The sequence below is a fragment of the Dietzia sp. CQ4 genome (assembly GCF_014145125.1).
Classification (GTDB): Bacteria; Actinomycetota; Actinomycetes; order Mycobacteriales; family Mycobacteriaceae; genus Dietzia; species Dietzia natronolimnaea.
Genome location: NZ_JAALDZ010000192.1, coordinates 1 through 20,309, shown reverse-complemented (window position 1 = coordinate 20,309; position 20,309 = coordinate 1). Strand labels below are relative to the sequence as shown.

The window sequence follows — 20,309 nt, the reverse complement described above, 5'->3', positions numbered from 1 at the left end:
CGAAGGATCACCATTCAGTTACACCACTTCCAGGGGCTTGACCCGGTTCCGCACGGAGGACGGCGCCCGGGGACGAGGGTGGGAGGCCCCGGGTGTCGTAGAAACCGCCCGGTTGGTCGAACTGGACGCCGTCCCGGTTCGCGGTCGGCTGCGTCACCGGTTGCGCGCCGGCGGGGGCGGCAAGGCCGCTGACGAGCGTAAAGACAGCGGCTCCCGCCACGGCCACGAGACGACGGTTTCGGTGGCCGGGTTCACTGCGGAGGCGCGACATGACGGAAATGTTACGTGCGTCACATCATCTGGGCACGGCAATCCGTCGAGACGACCCGAGACCAGGCGACCCGAGACCGGGCGAGCGGACGGGGTCAGCCGAGGACCGGGTCCGGGAGCGGTGACGCCCGGAGGACCCGGCGACGAACGCGGTCGAGGACCCGTTCCATTCGCAGATAATAGGGTGCCCGAGGCGTGCCCTCGAACCCGTTTCCCCAGGACCTATAGACTGGGCGGGTCGTACGGCCGCCGTCAGAGCACGCGCGTGCCCGCGACATCGTCTGCGAGAGAAGCCAGCGCGACGAGGAACCGAAGAGGAGCCCATGACGGACACGACGTTGCCGCCCGACGCCGGGGGACACGACCGCATCGAACCGGTCGACATCCAGGCGGAGATGCAGAGAAGCTACATCGACTACTCGATGAGCGTCATCGTCGGGCGGGCCCTCCCGGACGTCCGGGACGGGCTCAAGCCCGTCCACCGTCGGATTCTCTACGCGATGTGGGACAACGGCTACCGGCCCGACCGTAGCTACGTGAAGTCCGCGAAGCCCGTCGCCGACACCATGGGCAACTACCACCCGCACGGTGACTCGGCCATCTACGACACCCTGGTCCGTCTGGCCCAGCCGTGGGCGATGCGCTACCCGATGGTCGACGGCCAGGGGAACTTCGGTTCGCGCGGCAACGACGGTGCGGCCGCGATGCGCTACACCGAGTGCAAGATGACCCCGCTCGCCATGGAGATGGTGCGGGACATCGACAAGAACACGGTCGATTTCCAGCCCAACTACGACGGCAAGACGTCCGAACCGGTCGTTCTGCCGTCCCGGGTACCGAACCTGCTGATCAACGGCTCCAGTGGCATCGCGGTGGGAATGGCCACCAAGATGCCGCCGCACAACCTCCGCGAGGTCGCCGAGGCCGTCTACTGGGTTCTGGAGAACCCGGACGCCGGGGACGACGAGGCGCTCGACGCCTGCATGGGCTTCATCAAGGGGCCGGACTTCCCGACCCACGGGTTCATCGTCGGGGACCAGGGCATCAAGGACGCCTACACCACCGGGCGCGGTTCGATCCGGATGCGCGGCAAGACCTCCATCGAGGAGGACGGCAACCGCACCGTCATCGTGATCACCGAGCTGCCCTACGAGGTCAACCCGGACAACATGATCCTGTCGATCGCCGAGCAGCTGCGCGACGGCAAGATCGCCGGCATCTCCAAGATCGACGACGAGTCGTCCGATCGTGTGGGCCTGCGGATCGTCATCACGCTCAAGCGTGACGCCGTGGCCAAGGTCGTCCTCAACAACCTCTACAAGCACTCGCAGCTGCAGACGTCGTTCGGCGCCAACATGCTGTCGATCGTCGACGGCGTGCCGCGCACGCTCCCGATCCACCAGCTGGTGCGGCTGTACGTCACGCATCAGATCGAGGTCATCGTCCGGCGCACCCAGTACCTGCTGGACGAGGCCGAGCGGCGGGCCCACATCCTGCGCGGGCTGGTCAAGGCGCTCGACGCCCTCGACGAGGTCATCGCGCTCATCCGTCGGTCGCAGACCGTCGACATCGCCCGCGAGGGTCTCAAGGACCTCCTCGACATCGACGACGACCAGGCCCAGGCCATCCTCGACATGCAGCTCCGCCGCCTCGCGGCCCTGGAGCGGCAGAAGATCGTGGACCAGCTCGCCGCCATCGAGCTCGAGATCGCCGACTACAAGGACATCCTGGCCAAGCCCGAGCGGCAGCGGGCGATCGTCGGAGACGAACTCCGCGAGATCGTCGAGAAGTACGGCGACGACCGACGCACGGTGATCATCCCGGCCGACGGCGACGTCACCGACGAGGACCTGATCGCCCGCGAGGACGTCGTCGTCACCATCACGGAGACGGGTTACGCCAAGCGGACCCGCACGGATCTCTACCGCGCCCAGAAGCGGGGCGGCAAGGGTGTGCGGGGTGCGGAGCTCAAGCAGGACGACATCGTCCGGCACTTCTTCGTCTCCTCCACGCACGACTGGCTGCTGTTCTTCACGACCAAGGGCCGGGTCTACCGCGTCAAGGCCTACGAGCTGCCCGAGGCCAGCCGCACCGCGCGGGGCCAGCACGTGGCCAACCTCCTCGCGTTCCAGCCGGAGGAGCGGATCGCCGGGGTCATCCGGATCAAGGGGTACCAGGACGCCCCGTATCTGGTCCTGGCCACCAGCAACGGCCTGGTCAAGAAGTCCCGTCTCGAGGACTACGACTCGCCTCGCTCGGGCGGTCTCATCGCCGTCAACCTCCGCGACGGCGACGAGCTCGTCGGTGCCGCCCTCGCCGGCCCCGAGGACGACCTCCTCCTGGTCTCCGAGAAGGGACAGTCGATCCGGTTCCACGCCAACGACGACACACTCCGCCCGATGGGCCGTGCGACGTCCGGTGTCATGGGGATGCGGTTCAACGACGGCGACGCCCTGCTCAGCATGTCGGTGGTCCGTTCGGAGATGGACGAGAACCAGCTCTTCCTGCTGGTGGCCACCGAGCGCGGGTACTCCAAGCGCACCGCGCTGGCCGAGTACACGGCCCAGGGCCGGGGCGGCAAGGGCGTGCTCACGCTCATGTTCGATCCCAAGCGCGGCAAGCTCGTGGGTGCGACGATCGTGGAGTTGCAGGACGAGCTCTACGCCATCACGTCCAGCGGTGGCGTGATCCGCACGTTCGCCAAGCAGGTGCGCAAGGCGGGCCGGCAGACCAAGGGCGTGCGCCTGATGAACCTCGCCGAGGGCGACTCGCTGCTGGCGATCGCCCGCAACGCCGACGAGCCCGACGACGACGACCGGCTCGACGCCGGGTCCGACAAGGAGTAAAAGGCGATGACCGAGCCGAGCGACGGACCCGAGAGCGGCCCGGCACCCAAGGGTTCCACCCCTGCGCCGGGCTTCGGCGGGTCGGCCAGCTCCACGACCGGGGCGGAGTCCCCCGCCGTGGAGACCACCCCCGACGACGCGACCGCGACCGCGTCGTTCCCCGCGGCGACCCAGCACCGCGCCGAGGGACTGCCCGGCGGTGTCGCGACCGCGCACTCGGGTGGCGCGGCCGGTCGCGCGGCCCCCATGGTTCCGCCGACGGAGCGGCGGGGGCCGATGGAGTCGGTGCTCGTCCTGCGACGCATCGACCCGTGGTCGGCGTTCACCACCGTGCTCGGGCTGATGTTCGCCCTGTACCTGGTGTGGATGGTGGCGATCGGTGTCACCTACCTCCTGCTCTCCGGCATGGGGGTGTGGGACCGGCTCGGAGGGTTGCTCTCCGGGGTCGCGGGTGACGAGTCGGCGGCCGCGATCGGGCCGTCGACGATCTTCCTCTACAGCGGCGGCGTGGGACTGCTCAACGTCCTGCTGCTCGCCATCCTGACGACCCTCGCGGTGTTCATCTACAACCTCGCCGCCGGGCTGACCGGTGGCGGCGTGCAGGTGACGCTGAGCGATCGCCGGAACTGAGGTGCCGGTTCGGGGGTCCCGTCGTCGCCGCGGGACTCCCGATTTGGGGGGCGGCGCGCGCGTCGGGTAGATTAACGCTTCGGTACGAGGGCCTATAGCTCAGGTGGTTAGAGCGCCAAACTGATAATTTGGAGGTCGGAGGTTCAAGTCCTCCTAGGCCCACCCCCGCATGGCAGACGCCGGATCGCTAGCCGCGGTCCGGCGTTCACGCTTTGTGGCACGGGGCCTTAGCTCAGTTGGTAGAGCGCTGCCTTTGCAAGGCAGATGTCAGGGGTTCGAATCCCCTAGGCTCCACTCCTCTCCCTCCCGCGTCCCCCTCCCCGCCCGACGGGTGTCGGGCCGTGGTGGACCGACCCCAGGACCGCCCGTGGACAGCACTTCCCGCTCGTGGACACCGTTCGTCCTGATGGCGCTCGTCGTGACGGCGGCGCTGATGTCGAGCGCGACGCCCTCCCCCCTGTACGTGGACTATCAGGAGGCCTGGGGGACCAGCGGCGCCATGATCACGGTCGTCTACGCGGTGTACGCGCTGGCGGTCCTGGTCCCGCTACTTCTGTTGGGACGACTGTCGGACGCGATCGGCCGCCGGCCGGTGGTGATCACCGGCCTGGTGCTGCTGGTGCTGAGCATGGCCGGGCTCGCGGCGGCGCCCTCGGTGGCCTGGCTGATCGCCGCGCGGGTGGTGCAGGGACTGGGCGTCGGGCTGGTCACCGGATCGGCGGCGGCGGCGATCATCGAGCTGCACCCCACCAGGAACGCCCGTGTCGGCGCGCTCACCAGTAGCTCCACGACCAACTTCGGCATCGCGGCCGGTGTGCTCCTGGCCGGTGTGGTGGCCACCTCGTCGTCGTCGCCCCTCGTCCACCCGTACGTGGTGATGGGAGTCGCCCTGGCCGCGTTGCTCGCGGGCGTGGTCGTCCTGGTGCCCGAGACGTCGGGGGCCGGCCCCCAGACGCTCCGGGACGCCGTGCGCGTCCAGCGGATCGCGGTGCCCCCCGCGGCTCGTCCGGCCTTCGCCCTCGCCGCGGTGTGCGTGATCGCCTCGTGGTCCGTGGGCGGGGTCTTCCTCGGCCTGGGCGGGGCGATCGCCAAGGACCTCGTCGGCCGGTCGGACTACCTGGTGACCGGCCTGGTGGTCGCCTGCCTGCAGGCCGCCGCCGCGCTGGCCCAGCTGGTGTGGAACCTGCGCGCGGGTCAGGAACAGTGGCGCAGGGGTGTCGCGATCGGCGGCGTGACGCTCGTCGTGGGGCTGGCCACGGCCTCTATGGCGCTCGCGGCGGCGTCGGTGCCCGGGCTCGTGGTGGGTTCGGCGGTCACGGGAGTGGGCATGGGGCTGCTGTTCCTCATGGGCACGTCGCTCGTCGCGCAGAACGCACCCGACAGTTCCCGCGGGGAGGTCTTCTCCGCCCTGTTCGTCGTGGCCTACCTCTCGCTGGGGATCCCCGCGGTGGTGGCGGCCCTGCTGTCCGAGGTCGTCGGCCTCACCACCGCCTTCCACCTGATGTCGGTGGTGGTCTCGGTGATCGCGGTCGGTGCTCTGCTGGCGGTGGCCCGGATGCGGCCACCGGGCCGGGGGAGTGGACCGTCAGCTGCTGAGTGACTGGGCGGCGGCCGCCACCCCGATCGCGGCCAGGCCGGTGCGGATCCGGTCCGAGGCCAACAGGGTCTGGATGCGGGGTCTCGTGACCTGTTCCTGGGCGATCCCCATGTGGAGCGGGACGACCCCGGCCGTGAGTGCCGGGACCGCGACGGTGGTGAGGCACGCGACGACGGTGGCGGTCAGGCCGCCACGGTCGTGCGACCGGACCGATCCGTAGGCGGCCCAGGCGGCGGCACCCAGACCCGAGGCGTACAGGGTCAGGGCCACCGGGGCGATCCGGCGGGCGTGTTCGGCCTGGCGTTCGGCGATCCCCATCGTCGGACCCTCGAACAGGGTCGGGTAGACGACCGAGGTGACCATCGACTGGAATCCCAGGTGGGCCGCGCACGTGGTGAGCAGCGCGAGCCGTCCCGCGCGGAGGGTGGGGTCGGGGACCGCGGGGTGTCGGCGGAGCATGGGGCTCACGCTACCCCTCGCGGGACCTGCCGAGCAGGCGTCGGCCCTCGCCGTCGTCGGTGACCGCCCGGGCGGTCCGCAGCACGACCCGCCAGCCGCGGTCGGGCGCGTCCACCGGACCGAGGCGCTCGAGCTCCCAGCGGTTCGCCGTCACGCGCATCACGGTGTAGCGCCCCGGCCGGGAGGATCGGACCACCAGTTGGGTGTAGCCCGTGGCCACGGCCCTGTCGCCGTCGAGCAGGACCACCGGGAGGCCGGGCACGTGACCGCACCCGTGGGCGATGAGGTCCTGGTGGGGGGCACCGCGCACCATCCCCGCCAGACCCTGGTGGCCCTCGAGCACCCCGGTGTCCACGTCGTAGACCCCGTCGGCGGTCCAGAGCTCGGCGACGCCCGCGGCGTCCCCGGAGTCGACCCGGGGGGAGTAGGCGGCGAGGATCCGCAGGACGGCCAGCTCGTCCTGGGCGGCGTCGAGCCGGGCGCGGGTGTCGGTGATCCGGGTCTCGGCCGACGCGAGGCGGGCTTCCAGGGCGTCGAGGCGGGACGTGGCGGGAGGGGAAGTCATGAGCACTACACTAATGCGCCGTCTCAGGCGATGAACACGTTATAGTTTCGGCCATGACGGACACCAGGCCAGACACTCGTCCATCGCCACACACCGCGGACGTGGTGGTGATCGGCATGGGCATCGCGGGGGCGTGCGCGGCGATCGAGGCGGCCGAGGCCGGCGCGACGGTCGTCGTGCTGGAGGGCGCGTCCGGCCCCGGGGGGTCGTCCTCGCAGTCGGGGGGCGAGGTCTACCTGGGCGGCGGCACCGCCACCCAGCGGGCGCTCGGGGTGGAGGACACGGAGGAGGACATGCGCGCCTTCCTCACCGCGGCCCTGGGTCCGAATGCGGACGAGGCCAAGATCGCCGACTACTGCGCGGGCGCGGTCGAGCACCACGACTGGCTGGTGGCGCACGGTGCGGAGTTCAACCACAAGCTCTGGGACACCCCCACGTGGATGCCGGGGGACGACTCGGGACTGATGTGGATGGGTGAGCGGGCCGAGCCCTACGCCTCGATCGCGCGGCCCGCGGCGCGAGGACATCGCCCGCCCGCCCCGAACTTCGCCGGCAACGTGCTGATGGACGCCCTGGTGGCCACCGCCCGGAAGGCCGGCGTGACGCTGCACTGCGATGTCAGGGCGCGATCGCTGATCGTCGCCGACGGCCGGGTGGTGGGCGTGCGGGCGACCGAGTTCGGCGAGGAGCGCGAGTACCGCGCCACGCGCGGGGTGGTCCTGGCGACCGGCGGGTTCGTCGACAACGACCGCATGCTCGAGCAGTGGGCTCCGCAGCAGGTGGGCAAGGACAAGGTCTCCGACGGCCGCGACGACGGCTCCGGGATCGAGATGGGCATGGACGTCGGCGCCGCCGTGCGCCGCATGCACCAGACCGAGACGGCGATGCTCATCATCCCGCGGCTGGCGGTGGGGGCGATGCTCGTCGACGGCGACGGCCAGCGCTTCATCAACGAGGAGGTCTACCCGGGCCTGTACTGCCACGCGGCCGTGCACCACCGCCGGCCGCCGGTGTGGGTGATCATCGACGAGAAGGGCATCGAGGACGTCCCGGAGAGCGAACTGTGGGGGATGCAGCCCATGCACGCCGCGGAGACCATCGAGGAACTCGCCGCGGACTGCGGGCTGCCGGCGGAGGCTCTGGCCGACACCCTCCGCCGCTACAACGCCGGTGCCCGCGACGGCCAGGATCCCCAGTTCGGGAAGAGCTCACGCTGGGTCCGCCCGCTCGAGCCCCCGTTCGGCGCCTACCCCACCGGGGCGGGCGGCCCGGACTCGTTCAACGGACTCCCCCTCAAACCACAGGGATTCACCCTGGGCGGGCTGCACACGGACCTGCAGTCGAGGGTGCTGGACCGCGCGGGCGAGGCGATCCCCGGCCTGTTCGCCGCCGGCCGTTGCACGCACGGCCTGCACGGCGAGGGCTACATCTCCGGCACGTCCCTGGGCGACGGCTCGTTCTTCGGCCGCCGCGCCGGGCGCGGGGCGGCGCAGGGGACCGGGTAGTGACCGATCACCCGGGTGGCGGGGCCACCGGTCCGGTGGCCGTCCCGCGGCGGGCACGACCCGTGGTGGAGACGGGTCCGCTGCACCCGTCACGCGGGGGCGGGGAACGGATCGACGAGGTCGACGACGACGAGGCCGGCCTCTACGCGCTGGTGGAGCAGGTGCGTCGTATCCGCGCGCTGACCACCGGGGGGTTGTTCGACACCGACCTGGCCCCGCTGACCGACCGGTTGCGCGAGGTGGCCGACCGGCTGGAGGCCGCCTCGGCGAGCACGGAACGCAGGCAGGCGGTCACGTGGTCGTCGGGTGACTACGTCACCAACTGCCCGGTGGTGGGCCGCTCCAACGTCCTCGCCCCGCCGATCGGGTTCGACATCCTGGCCGACGGGACCCTCCGCGGCGAGGTGACGCTGGGTCTGGAGTACCAGGGCCCGCCCGCGTGCGTGCACGGCGGAGTGGTCTCGCTGCTGTTCGACGTGGTGTTGGGCCGGGCGAACTTCCACGCCGGTTCCACCGGGATGACCGTCTACCTGGACGTCGACTACCGCAGCCCCACCCCCGTCCTCGAGCCGATCGTGGTGACCGGTCGGCAGGTCAGAGTGGAGGGGCGCAAGATCTGGGCGCAGGGCGCCATCCACGCGGGCGATCGACTGTGCGCGACCGCCGAGGGGATGTTCGTCGAACCCGGTGGCCTGCTCCTGGAGAACCGGCGCCGCCTCGCGGGAGGGTGACCGGCGGCGACCGGGTGAATGCGGAGTAGATTCGGTTTTCGTGACCACCGAAACCTCCGCCACCGACGACCGCCCCTTCGGTACGACCGATCCCGCCTCGGCCGGCGAGGAGGGGGCCCCGTTCCTGCGCCAGGACGACGACGCCTCCGGGTCCACCGACCTGGCCCGAGAACTGCGCCGGGTGCGGGGACTCGTGGCGGGGTCGCGCTTCGACGACGTCCACGACGCCGTCAGGACCGTCCGGGAGCTCGCCGACCATCTCGAGGCCGTCGGCACCATGGTGCGCCCCTCCGACTACGCGACCTGGGGCGTTCCGGAGCATCTCGCCTCCAACCCCGCGATCGGCAGCCGTAACCCGGTCTCCCCGCCGCTCGAGCCGGTTGTTCTGCCCGACGCGACCGTGCGGGCGGATCTCCGGCTGGGCATCGAGTACCAGGGCCCTCCCGGGTGCGTGCACGGGGGGATCGTCGCGCTGGTCTTCGACGAGATGCTGGGCCTGGCCAACGCCGCCGCCAAGAGCGTCGGCCTGACCGCGGACCTGAGGGTCAGCTACATCTCGCCGACCCCGCTGTACGCCCCGTTGCGGTTCGAGGCGCGACAGGACCGCGTGGAGGGCCGCAAGATCTGGGCCAGCGCCACCGTGTACACCGGCGAGACGCTGTGCGCGCGCGCCGAGGCGTTGTTCATCGAACCCCGGGGGATCTCGGACGCGCAGCGGGACCGTCCCATCGAGGGCTGACCGGGCTGAGCGGGCCGGCATCCGGTCCCAGGCTGAGCGGGCCGGCGTCCGGTCCCGGGGGGCGGGGACGCGACGCGTCGGTGGAGCCGCTCAGCCCTCGCCGCGTAGGGCCTTCATCCGCTTGTGCGCCCCGGCCACGATCCGGCCGCGCTCGACTCCGGAGCTGAACTCGACGCCCTTGAGATTGCCCTCGCCGCCGCAGACGTGGACCGGGCCCTCGCCGATCGACGCGAGCACCTCGTCGGCGACGTCGGCGGGCTCGCTCACGGTCATGCCCGGGAGATCCATGTCCAGACCGGCGCGGATCATGGCCGGGGTCCGGGTCACGCCGAGGATCACCTCGACCACGTCGACGCCGTGCTCGCGCATCTCCAGCCACAGCCCCTCCACGAAGACCCGGCTGAACGCCTTGGCCGCCGAGTAGATGCTCATGTCCGCGTGTCCGAGGTACCCGGCCATCGACCCCATGACCACGATGCCGCCCCGGCCGCGGGCCTTGAGCGCGGGGGCGAAGTGCCGGATGACCGCCAGCGGCGAGGTGATGTTGAGGTCGATGACCTGCTGGACCCGCTCCATGTCCGACTCGGCGAACTCCGCGCCGTAGGTGTTGGCCCCGGCGTTGAGGACCACCAGCCCCACGTCCAGTCCCTCGCAGGCGGCGGCGATCCCGTCGGCGGCACCGGGCCCGGTGAGGTCGACGGAGAGCACGCGGCACTCCACGCCCCGGGCGCGGACGGCCCCGGCGGTCTCCTCGAGGGGTCCGCTCCGGCGGGCGACCAGCACGGACGAGACGCCGGCGTCGGCCAGGCGGAGGGCGATCTCGGCACCCACTCCCTCGCTGCCGCCCACGACCAGAGCCCAGGGGCCGTACGTGGACGGATCGATCTGCTTCTTTTTGACGGGTGTCGACATAGTCTCCAGAGTATGACCAACGACAGCGACAGTCCTGAAATCGGCCGAGGTCCGCTCCCGAGGATCGAGGGCGTGGACGACTTCCAGTTGAGTAGCATGCGGGAGCGACTGGGGGACACCTTCGATCCGATCGCGGTCCCCGACCTGCCCACGCCGGATCCCGATCTCGATCGTTCGGTGGCGGAGCTGCGCAGGCTGCGTGAGGCGATCGCCGGGCTCGCCCACTCGGAGGTCGAGCTGGGGGACATCGCGGACCGGTTGGCCGAGGTCGCGGACCTCCTCGAACCCCGCGTGCCGGAGCCGGCCCGCCGGCTGGAGGCCATGTGGACCGGCGCCGGGTCCCGCCGGGCCAACCCCGTCGGCGGTCCGGAGAACCCGATCGCCCCGCCGGTGCGGTTCTCCGGGTGTGACGACGGGTCGGTGACGGCGGAGGTCACGCTCGGACTGGCCTACCAGGGCCCTCCCGGGTGCGTCCACGGTGGGATCAGCGCGCTGATCATCGATCACATGATGGGCTTCGCGAACCACTGGGGAGGCCGCTACGGCATGACGGCCCACTACGAGATCGACTACCGGTCACCCACGCCGCTGCTGCGGCCGCTGACGTTCCGCTCGTGGGTGGACGAGGTGGACGGCCGCAAGACCTGGACCAAGGCGACCATCCACGCGGGCGACCGGCTGTGCGTCGAGGCCCGCGGACTCTTCCTCGAGGCGAGCGTCGCGGTACCGGGTCGCCCCGACCAGCGGTCGACCGTGGGGGACGGAGCCTGACCGGACCCGACACCTGGTCCCGGGGTGTCGACCCCGGGGCGCCGCCGCCTCAGTGTTGGAGGTCGACCTGCACGACCTTCTGCAGGTAGGGGGCGATCACCTCGGTCAGGCCCGAGGCCAACTGGTCCGGGTCCTCGGGCGGGAGCGAGATGAAGCTGATGCCGATCCGGGCGATGATCGAGGCCGCCAGCCGGGCCTGGCTCGCCTCGATCCGCATCCAGCTCTCGGACAGGGCCGGCACGAGCACCTCGGTGGCGCGCTCGATGAGCGGCCCCGCCTCCGTGGTGATCAGCCGCAGCAGGTCCGGCTTGATGTCCCCGGTCACGAGCGCCCGGATGAGCGGGTCACGACTGCTGGACTGCAGGAAGCCGTTGATCCCCTCACTCAGGGCCAGCTCGATCTGCCCGGGATGCCTGATGATGGAGTCCCGGATCTCGCCGGCGAAGGTCTCCGACAGCTGGAGCGCGTACGCCTGGGCCAGGCCCTGACGGTTGCCGAACGTGCTGTAGAGCGTCTGGCGGCTCAGTCCTGCGGCCTTGGCCACGTCGGACATGGTCACGGCCGACCAGTCACGGGACTCCAACAGTTCGTGCATCGCGTCGAAGACGGTGAGGCGAGGCGACCAACGCTCCCCCTGGGAATCCCCGGAGGAGCGTCGGTCACTGGTGGAGGGGCGGCGCGGCATGAGGTCCATTGTTCCTGATCTGGCGTCCGCGGGTGGTGGAGGGCTACTTCACGGGCAGGAAGTCGACCTTGTCGCGGACGCCGCAGTCCGAGCACCGCCAGGCGGTGGGGATCGCCGACCACGGGGTCCCGGGCGGGAATCCCTCACGCGGCTCGCCGGCCGCCTCGGAATAGTGGTGCCCGCAGTTCGGGCACACGTACTCGCCGGTCGGCGACGTCTGGTCGGCGGCGATGTCGGTGTCCGCGACCACCTTCTCCGCCACCGCGGTGGAACCGGCGGCGGCCGCATCGACCCCGTGGCGGGCGAGGATCTTCTCGCGCTTGGACGGCTGGATGTTGGCCCGGGTGATGTCACCGTCGTAGTGGGCCAGCACCCGCTTGTCCATGACCTTGCGCCACAGCGGCGGCACGTAGGCCAGGACCATCATCGTGGCGTACCCGGACGGCAGCTGCGGGGCCTGCTCGAAGCTGCGCAGGACCTGGTAGCGGCGCATCGGGTTGGCGTGGTGATCCGAATGGCGCTGCAGGTGGTACAGGAAGATGTTGGTCACCAGGTGATCGGAGTTCCACGAGTGCTCCGGGCGGCAGCGCTGGTAGCGGCCGGCGGAGGTCTTCTGCCGCTTGAGGCCGTAGTGCTCCAGGTAGTTGACCACCTCCAGCAGCGAGAAGCCGAAGACCGCCTGGACGAGGAGCCAGGGCGCGACCTCCCAGCCGAACACGGCGATCAGTCCGCCGAAGAGCACGACGGTCATGAGCCACGCGTTGAGGTTGTCGTTGCGGATCGTCCACGGGCTCTTGCCCAGGCGACCGAGCCGCTCGGACTCGAGGTGCCAGGCCGACCGTGCGGATCCCACGACGCTGCGCGGCAGGAACGCCCAGAACGACTCACCGAAGCGCGAGCTGGCCGGGTCCTCGGGGGTGGCGACGCGGGCGTGGTGCCCACGGTTGTGCTCGATGAAGAAGTGTCCGTACCCGGTGGTGGCCAGGGCGACCTTGGACAGCCACTTCTCGCTCCCGGCGATCTTGTGGCCGAGCTCGTGCGCGGTGTTGATCCCGATCCCGCCCGTGATGGCCACCGTCCAGGCCACACCGATCGAGGCGGCGATCCCGAGCCCGCCGTCGTAACCGAGCCACGACAGGTCCTGGGCGGTCCACAGGTAGCAGGCGACGATGAGGGACGCGTACTGGAAGGGGATGTACAGGTAGGTGCACCAGCGGTAGAAGGGGTCCGCCTCGAGCCGGTCCATCACCTCGTCCGGCGGGTTCTGGCCGTCGGCTCCGACAGCCAGGTCGCCGAGGGGGATGGCGACGTAGACCAGGACGGGGAGCAGGAACCACGCGGCGGTGGCGGCCCAGCCCAGACCCAGCCCGTTGAACCCGATCACGAACGGCATCGAGAGGAACAGCCCCATCGCCGGGATCAGGCCGAGCAGCCACAGGTACCGCTTGGCGTCGGTCCACGCGTACGGCTCGACCGCGGCGTCGGTGGCGTCACCCACCGCGGCGGTGTCCTGGGCGGCGGTGTCCCGGGCGGCGGGGTCCGTCGTGGGGTCCCGGTCGGGACGCTCGTCTGCGCCCCGGGGGCGGATGTACTCGGTGCTGGACATCGTCAACGACCTCCAAAGATCACTGGTGATGTGGCCTACGCCACTGCCTGGAGACTAGATTAGACAAATTCCGGGGCCATGTCTAGACATGTGGTCTGATTTTGTCCAGGGAGGACGACGACGAGGCCATCCGTTCCACCGGCCGGTGCGGAATAAGGGGGCGGTCCGCGCAGTTGTACCGACAGGTCGTCGGATCCACTCCGACGCGGGAGGAGTGGCGGACGTGACGATGCAGCAGGCCGCCATGCGCACCTTGATGCGGGCCGAGAACAACAACATCACGCTCGACCGCAGCGTCTTCACCCGCGAGAACTTCCACCGGATCGGTCAGTTCGCGCGACCGCACACCCGGTTGATCGTCCTGTTCCTGATCCTGTCCGTGTTCGGGGCCTCCCTCGCCGTGGTGACCCCGCTGCTCGCCGGCCGGGTGGTCACCGCGATCGTGGACGGCGCCGCGGTACGGGTGGTGTTCCTCCTCGCCGCCGCCATCGCGGTGATCGGCATCGTCGAGGCGGTCAACAACGTCGTGACCAGGTTCTGGTCGGCGCGAATCGGCGAGGGTCTGATCCTCGACCTGCGCCGTTCGGTGTTCGACCACGTCCAGACCATGCCGGTCGCGTTCTTCATGCGTACCCGCACCGGTGCGCTGGTGAGTCGGCTCAACAACGACGTCCTGGGCGCCCAGCGGGCCTTCTCGGACACCCTCTCCGGGGTCGTGTCCAACCTCGTCCAGCTCATCCTCACCCTGGTGGTGATGGCCGGGATCAACTGGCAGCTGACCCTCATGTCGGTGCTGCTGCTACCGGTGTTCCTCTTCCCCGCCCGCTACGTGGGCAGGCGCCTGGCCAGGCTCCGTCGCGAGGCCTCCGACCTCAACGCGTCGATGAACGACCAGATGACAGAGCGCTTCAACGCCGGCGGCGCGACCCTCGTCAAGTTGTTCGGCCGCCCCGACGCCGAGTCCGCGGAGTTCGCCTCCCGCGCGGGTCGGGTGCGGGGCATCGGGGTCCGCACCGCGCTGCTCATGAGCGTGTTCATGAACTCGCTGACGCTGGTCTCCACCCTGGCCCTCGCGCTGGTCTACGGCGTCGGCGGCTGGTTCGCCCTCACCGGTGGGATGGACGCGGGGTCCGTCGTCGCCCTCGCCCTCCTGCTGACCCGCCTGTACGGCCCGCTGACCTCGCTGGCCAACGCACCGATGGACGTGGTGACCGCCATCGTGAGCTTCGAGCGGGTCTTCGAGGTCCTGGACCTGGACCCGCTGCTCAAGGACGCCCCCGACGCCGTCGACGTGCCCGAGGGCCCCGCCGCCATCGAGTTCGACGACGTCCGGTTCTCCTACCCCTCCGCCGACAAGGTCTCCCTGGCCTCGCTGGAGGAGGTCGCCGTACTCGACACCCGCGGCGGGCAGGAGGTCCTGCACGGGGTCAGTTTCCACGCCGAGCCGGGGCAGATGATCGCACTGGTCGGATCGTCGGGCGCGGGCAAGTCGACCATCGCGTCGCTGCTCCCGCGGCTCTACGACGTGGACTCGGGGGCGGTGCGGGTGGCCGGCCTCGACGTGCGTGAGGTCACCTCGTCGTCGTTGCGTCGGACGGTGGGCATGGTCACCCAGGACGGCCACCTCTTCCACGACACGATCCGGTCCAACCTGACCTTCGCCCGTCCGGAGGTGACCGACGAGCTGGTGTGGGACGCCCTGCGCCGGGCGCGGCTGGAGGACCTGGTCCGGTCGCTGCCCGACGGGCTGGACACCGTCATCGGCGACCGCGGGTACCGCCTCTCCGGCGGCGAGAGGCAGCGCCTGACCATCGCGAGGCTGCTCATCGCGGAGCCCTCCGTGGTGGTGCTGGACGAGGCCACCAGCGCACTGGACTCCACCAACGAGTCCGCGGTCCAGGAGGCCCTCACCGAGGCGATGTCCCACCGGACGTCCCTGGTGATCGCCCATCGACTGTCCACCGTGCGCGCCGCCGACCGCATCCTCGTGCTCGAGGGCGGCAGCGTGGTGGAGTCGGGCACCCACCCCGAGCTGCTGGCCGCGGGCGGGCGGTACACCGAGCTGTACGAGACCCAGTTCGCGGACCAGGAGTAGCAGCCGCGTCGGCGGGGCCGGTCAGCAGCACACCCACCGGTCAGCAGCACTCCCACCGGTCGGAAGCACCCCCGTCAGTAGCGTCCCCCTGCGATCGCGTCGTGGACCCGGTCGGTGTCGGCGTCGGCCCAGCCCGGGGGGTCCAGGATCCGGGCCCACATCTGCGCGGCGTCCGGCCCGAAGGTGTGACCGTGGCCGGCAGGGACCTCCGCGGAGAACACCATGTCCAGGGTGACCTGCCAGAACGTCACGAACGGGGTCCACCGCACCCCCGGGTCGAGATCGGGGCCCAGCGGCTCCCGCAGCCAGTCCGGGCGCTGCAGCAGGAGGTCGGGCGACCACCAGGTGATGGGATCGGAGGCGTGCTGCCAGTAGACGATCCGCGGAGAGGACCAGGGCGCGCCGTCGAGATCCAGATCCGGCCCGCCGGCGGCGAAGCGCACGTGCTCACCGCCGTCGATCACCGGTAGTCGCTCCGGTGAGCCCGCATCGCGGTGGGCGGTGAGGTAGGACCACTGCGGTGAGAAGTTGGGCGTGCCCACCCACAGCGCGCCGTCGGTCCGGGCCACCATGTCCCGGGCACCACCGAAGGCGGTCTGTCCCCCGAAGGAGCCGAGGCTCTCCCCGAACGCGACGAGCGCGGGGCGACGGGCCTCGGGCACGTCCGCGACGGCCCGCTCCACCGCCTCGAACAGGGCGCGTCCCGCGCGCTGGGGCGACTGCCGATCGGCCACGAACGCCAGGGGGCTGGGCAGGAACGAGTACTGCATGGCCGCGATCGCGGAATCTCCGCCAGTGGTGTACTCGAGGGCCCCGGCCACGCGGGGGTTGACCCATCCTCGCCCGGTGGTGGTGGCGACGGCCAGCACGGACCTGTCGAAGGCTCCCGTGCGGTGGAGCTCGGCCACCACGAGGTCGGCGGCCTCCTCGACGGTGCCGGCCGCGTCATGCCCGGCGTAGACGCGGATCGGGGTGCGCGCCGCCCGCCCCGTCACCTCCTCGATCTCACTCGCGGTGGGCCCGCCCGCGACGAAGGTCCGGCCCTCCCTGCCCAGGCTCTCCCACGCCTGCGCGGACGCCGGCGACCCCGACCTCTCGTCGGCGCGGGGCTGTCGCACGCCCTCGGCGGTGCCGTGGTCCGCGGCGGAGGCCGTCCTGTCGGCCAGGCCGATCACCCCGCGGTGGACGAGCCCGTTGATCGACAAGACGGCGATGAGGACCACGAGACCCAGCGCCACGACGCGGGCGAGTGGGGCCGGGACGTGGGGTGCGGCGATCCGGGTCAGCGCCGCCGTGCCACGCCGGATCCCCCTGGCCGCCGCGAGGATGACCGTCGCGACCAGTAGTGACAGCACCAGGACGAGCAGGTAGTTGGCGCGGTCGATGCGCTCGACGCCGGCCAGGTCCCGGGTGATCTGCTGCCACCAGGACCCCAGGACCAGGAACGCCGGGACTGTCACCGCGGCCGTGACGGCCAGGGACCACCACCCGATCCTGCGCAGGCGGGCGGAATGGTCCGGGGAGACCCCGCAGGAGCGGACCGCCCATGCGATCAGGCAGCCCAGACCGTACCCGGTCGCGAGGCTGATCCCGGTCGCCACGGCCTGCAGGGGCCACACCCGCGGCAACAGGGAGGGCGTCATGGACCACACGAAGAACAGCAGCGCGACGGCCAGTCCGACCGGGTGCAGGGAACGGGTGAAGCCGCGGATCGTCTCCGTCGACGGTGTCGTGGTCAAGACCGGTCCAGGGGTGAGAAGACCGTGGCGGAGCGCCAGGCGCGTGAGCGGAGTCTATCCCCGCGCACGCGCCCCGCGGCTCAGCTCTCGAGGTGGAGCCCCAGTTCGCGCGCCGCGAGCGCGGCGTACTTGGAGGTCTGCTCGAACGCCGACTCCAGGGGGTTCGCGTCGGTGACGTCGGCGATCTCGTTCCACCGCTCGGCCACGACCTCGGGGGTGCGGGCGTTGTCCGGGAGGTAGACCCCGCGGCTCTCGACCATCTGGGAGACGGCGAACACGCCGGCGCCGGCACCGAGGATGGTCTTGGTGGGCGCGTCCTCGCTGACCATGAACAGGGCGCCGGGCGCGATGGTCTCCGGGCCCATGATGTCCAGGACCCGCTGTGGGAGCAGGTCCTCGGTCATGCGGGTGGCGGCCGTGGGGGCGATGGAGTTGACCTTGATGTTCTTCTTGGCGCCCTCGATGGCGAGCACGTTCATCAGGCCGACCAGGCCGGACTTGGCGGCGGCGTAGTTGCTCTGGCCGAAGTTGCCGTAGATACCCGAGGACGAGGTGGTCATGAGGATGCGGCCGTATCCGGCCTCGGCCATGTGGGGCCAGACGGCCTTGGTGCAGTTGACCGAGCCCATGAGGTGGACCTCGAGGACCTTGCGGAAGTCGTCGTTGTCCATCTTGGCGAACGACTTGTCACGCAGGATGCCGGCGTTGTTCATGAGGATGTCGATGCGCCCCCACTTGTCGATGACCGAGGAGACCAGCGCGTCGACCGCGGCCTCGTCGGTGATGTCGTTGCCGTCGACCATGGCCTCGCCGCCGGTGGCGACGATCTCGTCGACGACGCGCTGGGCCGGGGAGGTGGTGCCACCCTCGCCGTGGACGTCGCCGCCGAGGTCGTTGACGACGACCTTGGCGCCGCGCTCGGCCAGGGCGAGGGCGTAGGCGCGGCCGAGGCCGCCTCCGGCGCCGGTGATGATCGCGACGCGGTCGGTGAAATCGATGGGATTGACCATGGGTGACTCCTGGTGTTGAGAGGGGGTCGGTTCAGTTGGTGGGTGGCTGTGCTGCGACGAGGCCGTGACTGCGCGGGGACCCTGTCGGCTCCGGGCTCCGGCTCACACACGGCCCCGCGGCAGGGGACGTGGTGGACCGGGTCGCCCCGCGTCGGCTCCGGTCAGCCGAGCTCGCCGCGGACGTACGACTCGTAGGCCGGGAGGTCGAGGAAGCCGTGCCCGGACAGGCCGATCACGATGGACGGGCCCGTGCCCGCCTCCCCGGTGTGCCTGCGGGCCTCGTCGAACGCGCCGGCGAGGGCGTGGGTGGACTCGGGCGCGGGCACGATGCCCTCGGCCTTGGCGAACTCGACACCGGCGGCGAAGGCGACGTTCTGTTCCACCGCGATCGAGTCGAGCAGGCCGAGGTGCTTGACGTGACTGACCAGCGGTGCCATCCCGTGGTACCGGAGACCGCCCGAGTGGATGGGGTCCGGGACGAAGTCCTGGCCCAGCGTGTACATCTTCATGAGCGGGGTCAGTCCCGCCACGTCGCCGTGGTCGTATCGGAACTCGCCCTCGGTCATGGACGGGCAGGCGGTCGGTTCGACGGCCACGATCCTCGTCTGCGCCCCGGCCAGGTTCTCGCGGATGAACGGGAACGCCAGACCGGCGAGGTTGGAGCCGCCCCCGGCGCACCCGAAGACGTAGTCGGGCGCGGCCTCCCCGAACATCTCGAGCTGTTTGAGGGCCTCTTCGCCGATGATCGTCTGGTGCAGGCACACGTGGTTGAGGACGGAACCCAGGGAGTAGCGGGCCTCGGGGTCGCCCGCCGCCACCTCGACCGCCTCCGACACCGCCATACCCAGCGAACCGGGGGTGTGGGGGTCCTTGGCGAGGAAGGACCGGCCCGCCTCGGTCAGGTCGGAGGGGCTCGGGTGGACGGACGCGCCGAAGGTCTCCATGAGCATCCGGCGGTACGGCTTGGACTCGAAGGACGCCTTGACCTGCCAGACCTCCACCTCGATGCCGAAGGCCTGACCGGCGAACGCCAGCGACGCGCCCCACTGACCGGCGCCGGTCTCGGTGGTGAGCTTGGTGATGCCCTCCGCGGCGTTGTAGTACGCCTGGGCCACGGCCGTGTTGGGCTTGTGTGAGCCGACCGGGCTGGTGCCCTCGTACTTGTAGTAGATCCTCGCCGAGGTGCCGAGGGCCTTCTCCAGTCGGCGGGCCCGGATGAGGGGCGAGGGCCGCCACAGCCGGTAGATCTCCCGCACCTCCTCGGGGATCTCGACGTACCGCTCCCCGGTGACCTCCTGCTCGATGAGCGCCATCGGGAACAACGGCGCCAGGTCCTCCGGTCCGAGCGGCTCCTTCGTGCCCGGGTGCAGGTGCGGCGCCATCTGCTCGGGCAGGTCGGCCTGGATGTTGTACCAGTGGGTCGGCATCTCGCTCTCGGGGAGAAGTGCCTTGACCAGAGGTGCCGTGACCAGCGAGCCGGATGCGGAGTGTGAACCGGATGCAGCGTCAGACGTCATGTGGTGTCCTCGGGAGATGTGGGGAGGGGTGAGCCACACCTCATCTTAGGAGGTCGCGCCTCATGGGGAGGTGCGGGATCCGTTCATCCAGGTAGTCCGGTCCGCAACGGAGGAATCCGAACTGCTCGTACCACCCCTCGAGGTGGGACTGGGCGCCTATCTCGACGGGCAGCTCGCCGCAGAGCTCGAGTCCGCGACGGATCAGGACACCGGCGATCCCCCGCCCTCGCCACCCGGGAGCCGTGCACACCCGGCCGAGGTGCATGACCCCACCGTGGACCCCCGACCCGAACACGCGCAGGGTGGCCACCAACTCGTCCGGACCGGATTCGGTGGCCAGAGCCCAGGCCAACAGGTGCGTGGTGCCGGGGTCGGCGTCGACCTCGTCGATCTCCGCGTACGGGCAGTCCTGCTCGGCGACGAAGACGTCCACGCGCAGCTTGTACAGCGCGTGGACGTCCAGCGGACCCAGCCCGGCCAGGGGAGAGGCGACGACTCTCCACGGAGAGTCGTGCTCACTCACCGTCTGCAGGTCAGGGCTTGTCGGCCGGGGTACCACCGGCCGGATCGTCGTCCGAGGGCTGCGGCGCGGAGCCGGCGGCCGCACCCGGCGCGGCGCTGCCGGCCGCGGG

17 protein-coding genes and 2 tRNA genes are annotated in these 20,309 nt (G+C 70.8%); 10 read left to right on the top strand and 9 right to left on the bottom strand.

The genetic code is table 11. From position 1 onward, the window contains the following. Positions 1-593 precede the first annotated feature (593 nt). The 5 genes from gyrA (at position 594) to G6031_RS11720 (ending at position 5,346) form a co-directional block, all read left to right on the top strand. On the top strand, positions 594-3,116 hold the full coding sequence (gyrA, locus tag G6031_RS11740) for a DNA gyrase subunit A (protein ID WP_182609572.1): 2,523 nt from the start codon (positions 594-596) through the stop codon (positions 3,114-3,116). Positions 3,117-3,122: 6 nt separating this feature from the next. Next, entirely contained in the window at positions 3,123-3,746 is a 624-nt protein-coding gene (locus G6031_RS11735) for a DUF3566 domain-containing protein (RefSeq protein ID WP_179524016.1), read from the top strand. 88 nt (positions 3,747-3,834) lie between these two features. After that, positions 3,835-3,908 (top strand) — tRNA-Ile (locus tag G6031_RS11730). Positions 3,909-3,967: 59 nt separating this feature from the next. Beyond that, positions 3,968-4,040, top strand: a tRNA-Ala gene (locus G6031_RS11725). A 73-nt stretch (positions 4,041-4,113) separates the two neighbouring features. After that, positions 4,114-5,346 carry an MFS transporter gene (locus G6031_RS11720; RefSeq protein ID WP_182653346.1) on the top strand — a complete coding sequence of 411 codons (1,233 nt, stop codon included), beginning with the start codon at positions 4,114-4,116 and terminating at the stop codon, positions 5,344-5,346. Here the strand turns inward: G6031_RS11720 and G6031_RS11715 are convergent. Then, positions 5,332-5,802, bottom strand: a complete 471-nt coding sequence (locus G6031_RS11715; protein ID WP_179524018.1) for a hypothetical protein — start codon at positions 5,800-5,802, stop codon at positions 5,332-5,334. The genes G6031_RS11720 and G6031_RS11715 overlap by 15 nt on opposite strands. Before the next feature lie 10 nt (positions 5,803-5,812). Beyond that, the gene (locus G6031_RS11710; protein WP_182653345.1) at positions 5,813-6,367 is read right to left on the bottom strand and encodes a nuclear transport factor 2 family protein; all 555 of its coding nucleotides are present in this window, start codon (positions 6,365-6,367) and stop codon (positions 5,813-5,815) included. Positions 6,368-6,420: 53 nt separating this feature from the next. Here G6031_RS11710 and G6031_RS11705 point away from each other — a divergent pair, with 53 nt between their 5' ends. Genes G6031_RS11705 through G6031_RS11695 form a run of 3 tightly spaced genes read left to right on the top strand, consistent with a single transcriptional unit; the run spans position 6,421 to position 9,342 of the window. Next, the gene (locus G6031_RS11705) at positions 6,421-7,872 is read left to right on the top strand and encodes an FAD-dependent oxidoreductase (protein ID WP_179524020.1); all 1,452 of its coding nucleotides are present in this window, start codon (positions 6,421-6,423) and stop codon (positions 7,870-7,872) included. After that, positions 7,872-8,603 (top strand): PaaI family thioesterase, encoded by a 732-nt coding sequence (locus G6031_RS11700; protein WP_346034453.1) that lies wholly within the window; start codon positions 7,872-7,874, stop codon positions 8,601-8,603. Before G6031_RS11705 ends, G6031_RS11700 begins: the two co-directional genes overlap by 1 nt. Before the next feature lie 40 nt (positions 8,604-8,643). Continuing rightward, positions 8,644-9,342 carry a PaaI family thioesterase gene (locus tag G6031_RS11695; RefSeq protein ID WP_182653344.1) on the top strand — a complete coding sequence of 233 codons (699 nt, stop codon included), beginning with the start codon at positions 8,644-8,646 and terminating at the stop codon, positions 9,340-9,342. Between the two features lie 90 nt (positions 9,343-9,432). Here G6031_RS11695 and G6031_RS11690 read toward each other — a convergent pair whose 3' ends face one another. Beyond that, entirely contained in the window at positions 9,433-10,254 is an 822-nt protein-coding gene (locus G6031_RS11690; RefSeq protein ID WP_187702243.1) for an SDR family NAD(P)-dependent oxidoreductase, read from the bottom strand. Positions 10,255-10,266: 12 nt separating this feature from the next. Between G6031_RS11690 and G6031_RS11685 the strand changes: the two genes are divergently transcribed. Beyond that, a complete protein-coding gene (locus G6031_RS11685) occupies positions 10,267-11,025 on the top strand; it encodes a PaaI family thioesterase (RefSeq protein WP_179524022.1) in 759 nt (252 codons plus the stop codon). Between the two features lie 49 nt (positions 11,026-11,074). On the opposite strand, the gene G6031_RS11680 is transcribed toward G6031_RS11685, so the two are convergent. Then, positions 11,075-11,710 (bottom strand): TetR family transcriptional regulator, encoded by a 636-nt coding sequence (locus G6031_RS11680; RefSeq protein WP_241737318.1) that lies wholly within the window; start codon positions 11,708-11,710, stop codon positions 11,075-11,077. Between the two features lie 43 nt (positions 11,711-11,753). Then, positions 11,754-13,316: a fatty acid desaturase gene (locus G6031_RS11675; protein WP_187702242.1), complete on the bottom strand. Its 1,563-nt coding sequence runs from the start codon at positions 13,314-13,316 to the stop codon at positions 11,754-11,756. A gap of 229 nt (positions 13,317-13,545) precedes the next feature. Between G6031_RS11675 and G6031_RS11670 the strand changes: the two genes are divergently transcribed. After that, positions 13,546-15,411, top strand: coding sequence for an ABC transporter ATP-binding protein (locus tag G6031_RS11670; protein WP_182653348.1), 1,866 nt, complete (start codon positions 13,546-13,548; stop codon positions 15,409-15,411). A gap of 74 nt (positions 15,412-15,485) precedes the next feature. Here the strand turns inward: G6031_RS11670 and G6031_RS11665 are convergent, their stop codons facing one another. The 4 genes from G6031_RS11665 to G6031_RS11650 form a co-directional block, all read right to left on the bottom strand. Beyond that, positions 15,486-17,150: an alpha/beta-hydrolase family protein gene (locus G6031_RS11665; RefSeq protein WP_241737317.1), complete on the bottom strand. Its 1,665-nt coding sequence runs from the start codon at positions 17,148-17,150 to the stop codon at positions 15,486-15,488. Positions 17,151-17,230: 80 nt separating this feature from the next. Then, positions 17,231-18,160, bottom strand: a complete 930-nt coding sequence (locus G6031_RS11660) for an SDR family oxidoreductase (RefSeq protein ID WP_179524025.1) — start codon at positions 18,158-18,160, stop codon at positions 17,231-17,233. Between the two features lie 161 nt (positions 18,161-18,321). Then, positions 18,322-19,677, bottom strand: a complete 1,356-nt coding sequence (locus G6031_RS11655) for a TrpB-like pyridoxal phosphate-dependent enzyme (protein ID WP_182610381.1) — start codon at positions 19,675-19,677, stop codon at positions 18,322-18,324. A gap of 40 nt (positions 19,678-19,717) precedes the next feature. After that, positions 19,718-20,200: a GNAT family N-acetyltransferase gene (locus G6031_RS11650; protein WP_182653342.1), complete on the bottom strand. Its 483-nt coding sequence runs from the start codon at positions 20,198-20,200 to the stop codon at positions 19,718-19,720. Between the last annotated feature and the right edge of the window lie 109 nt (positions 20,201-20,309).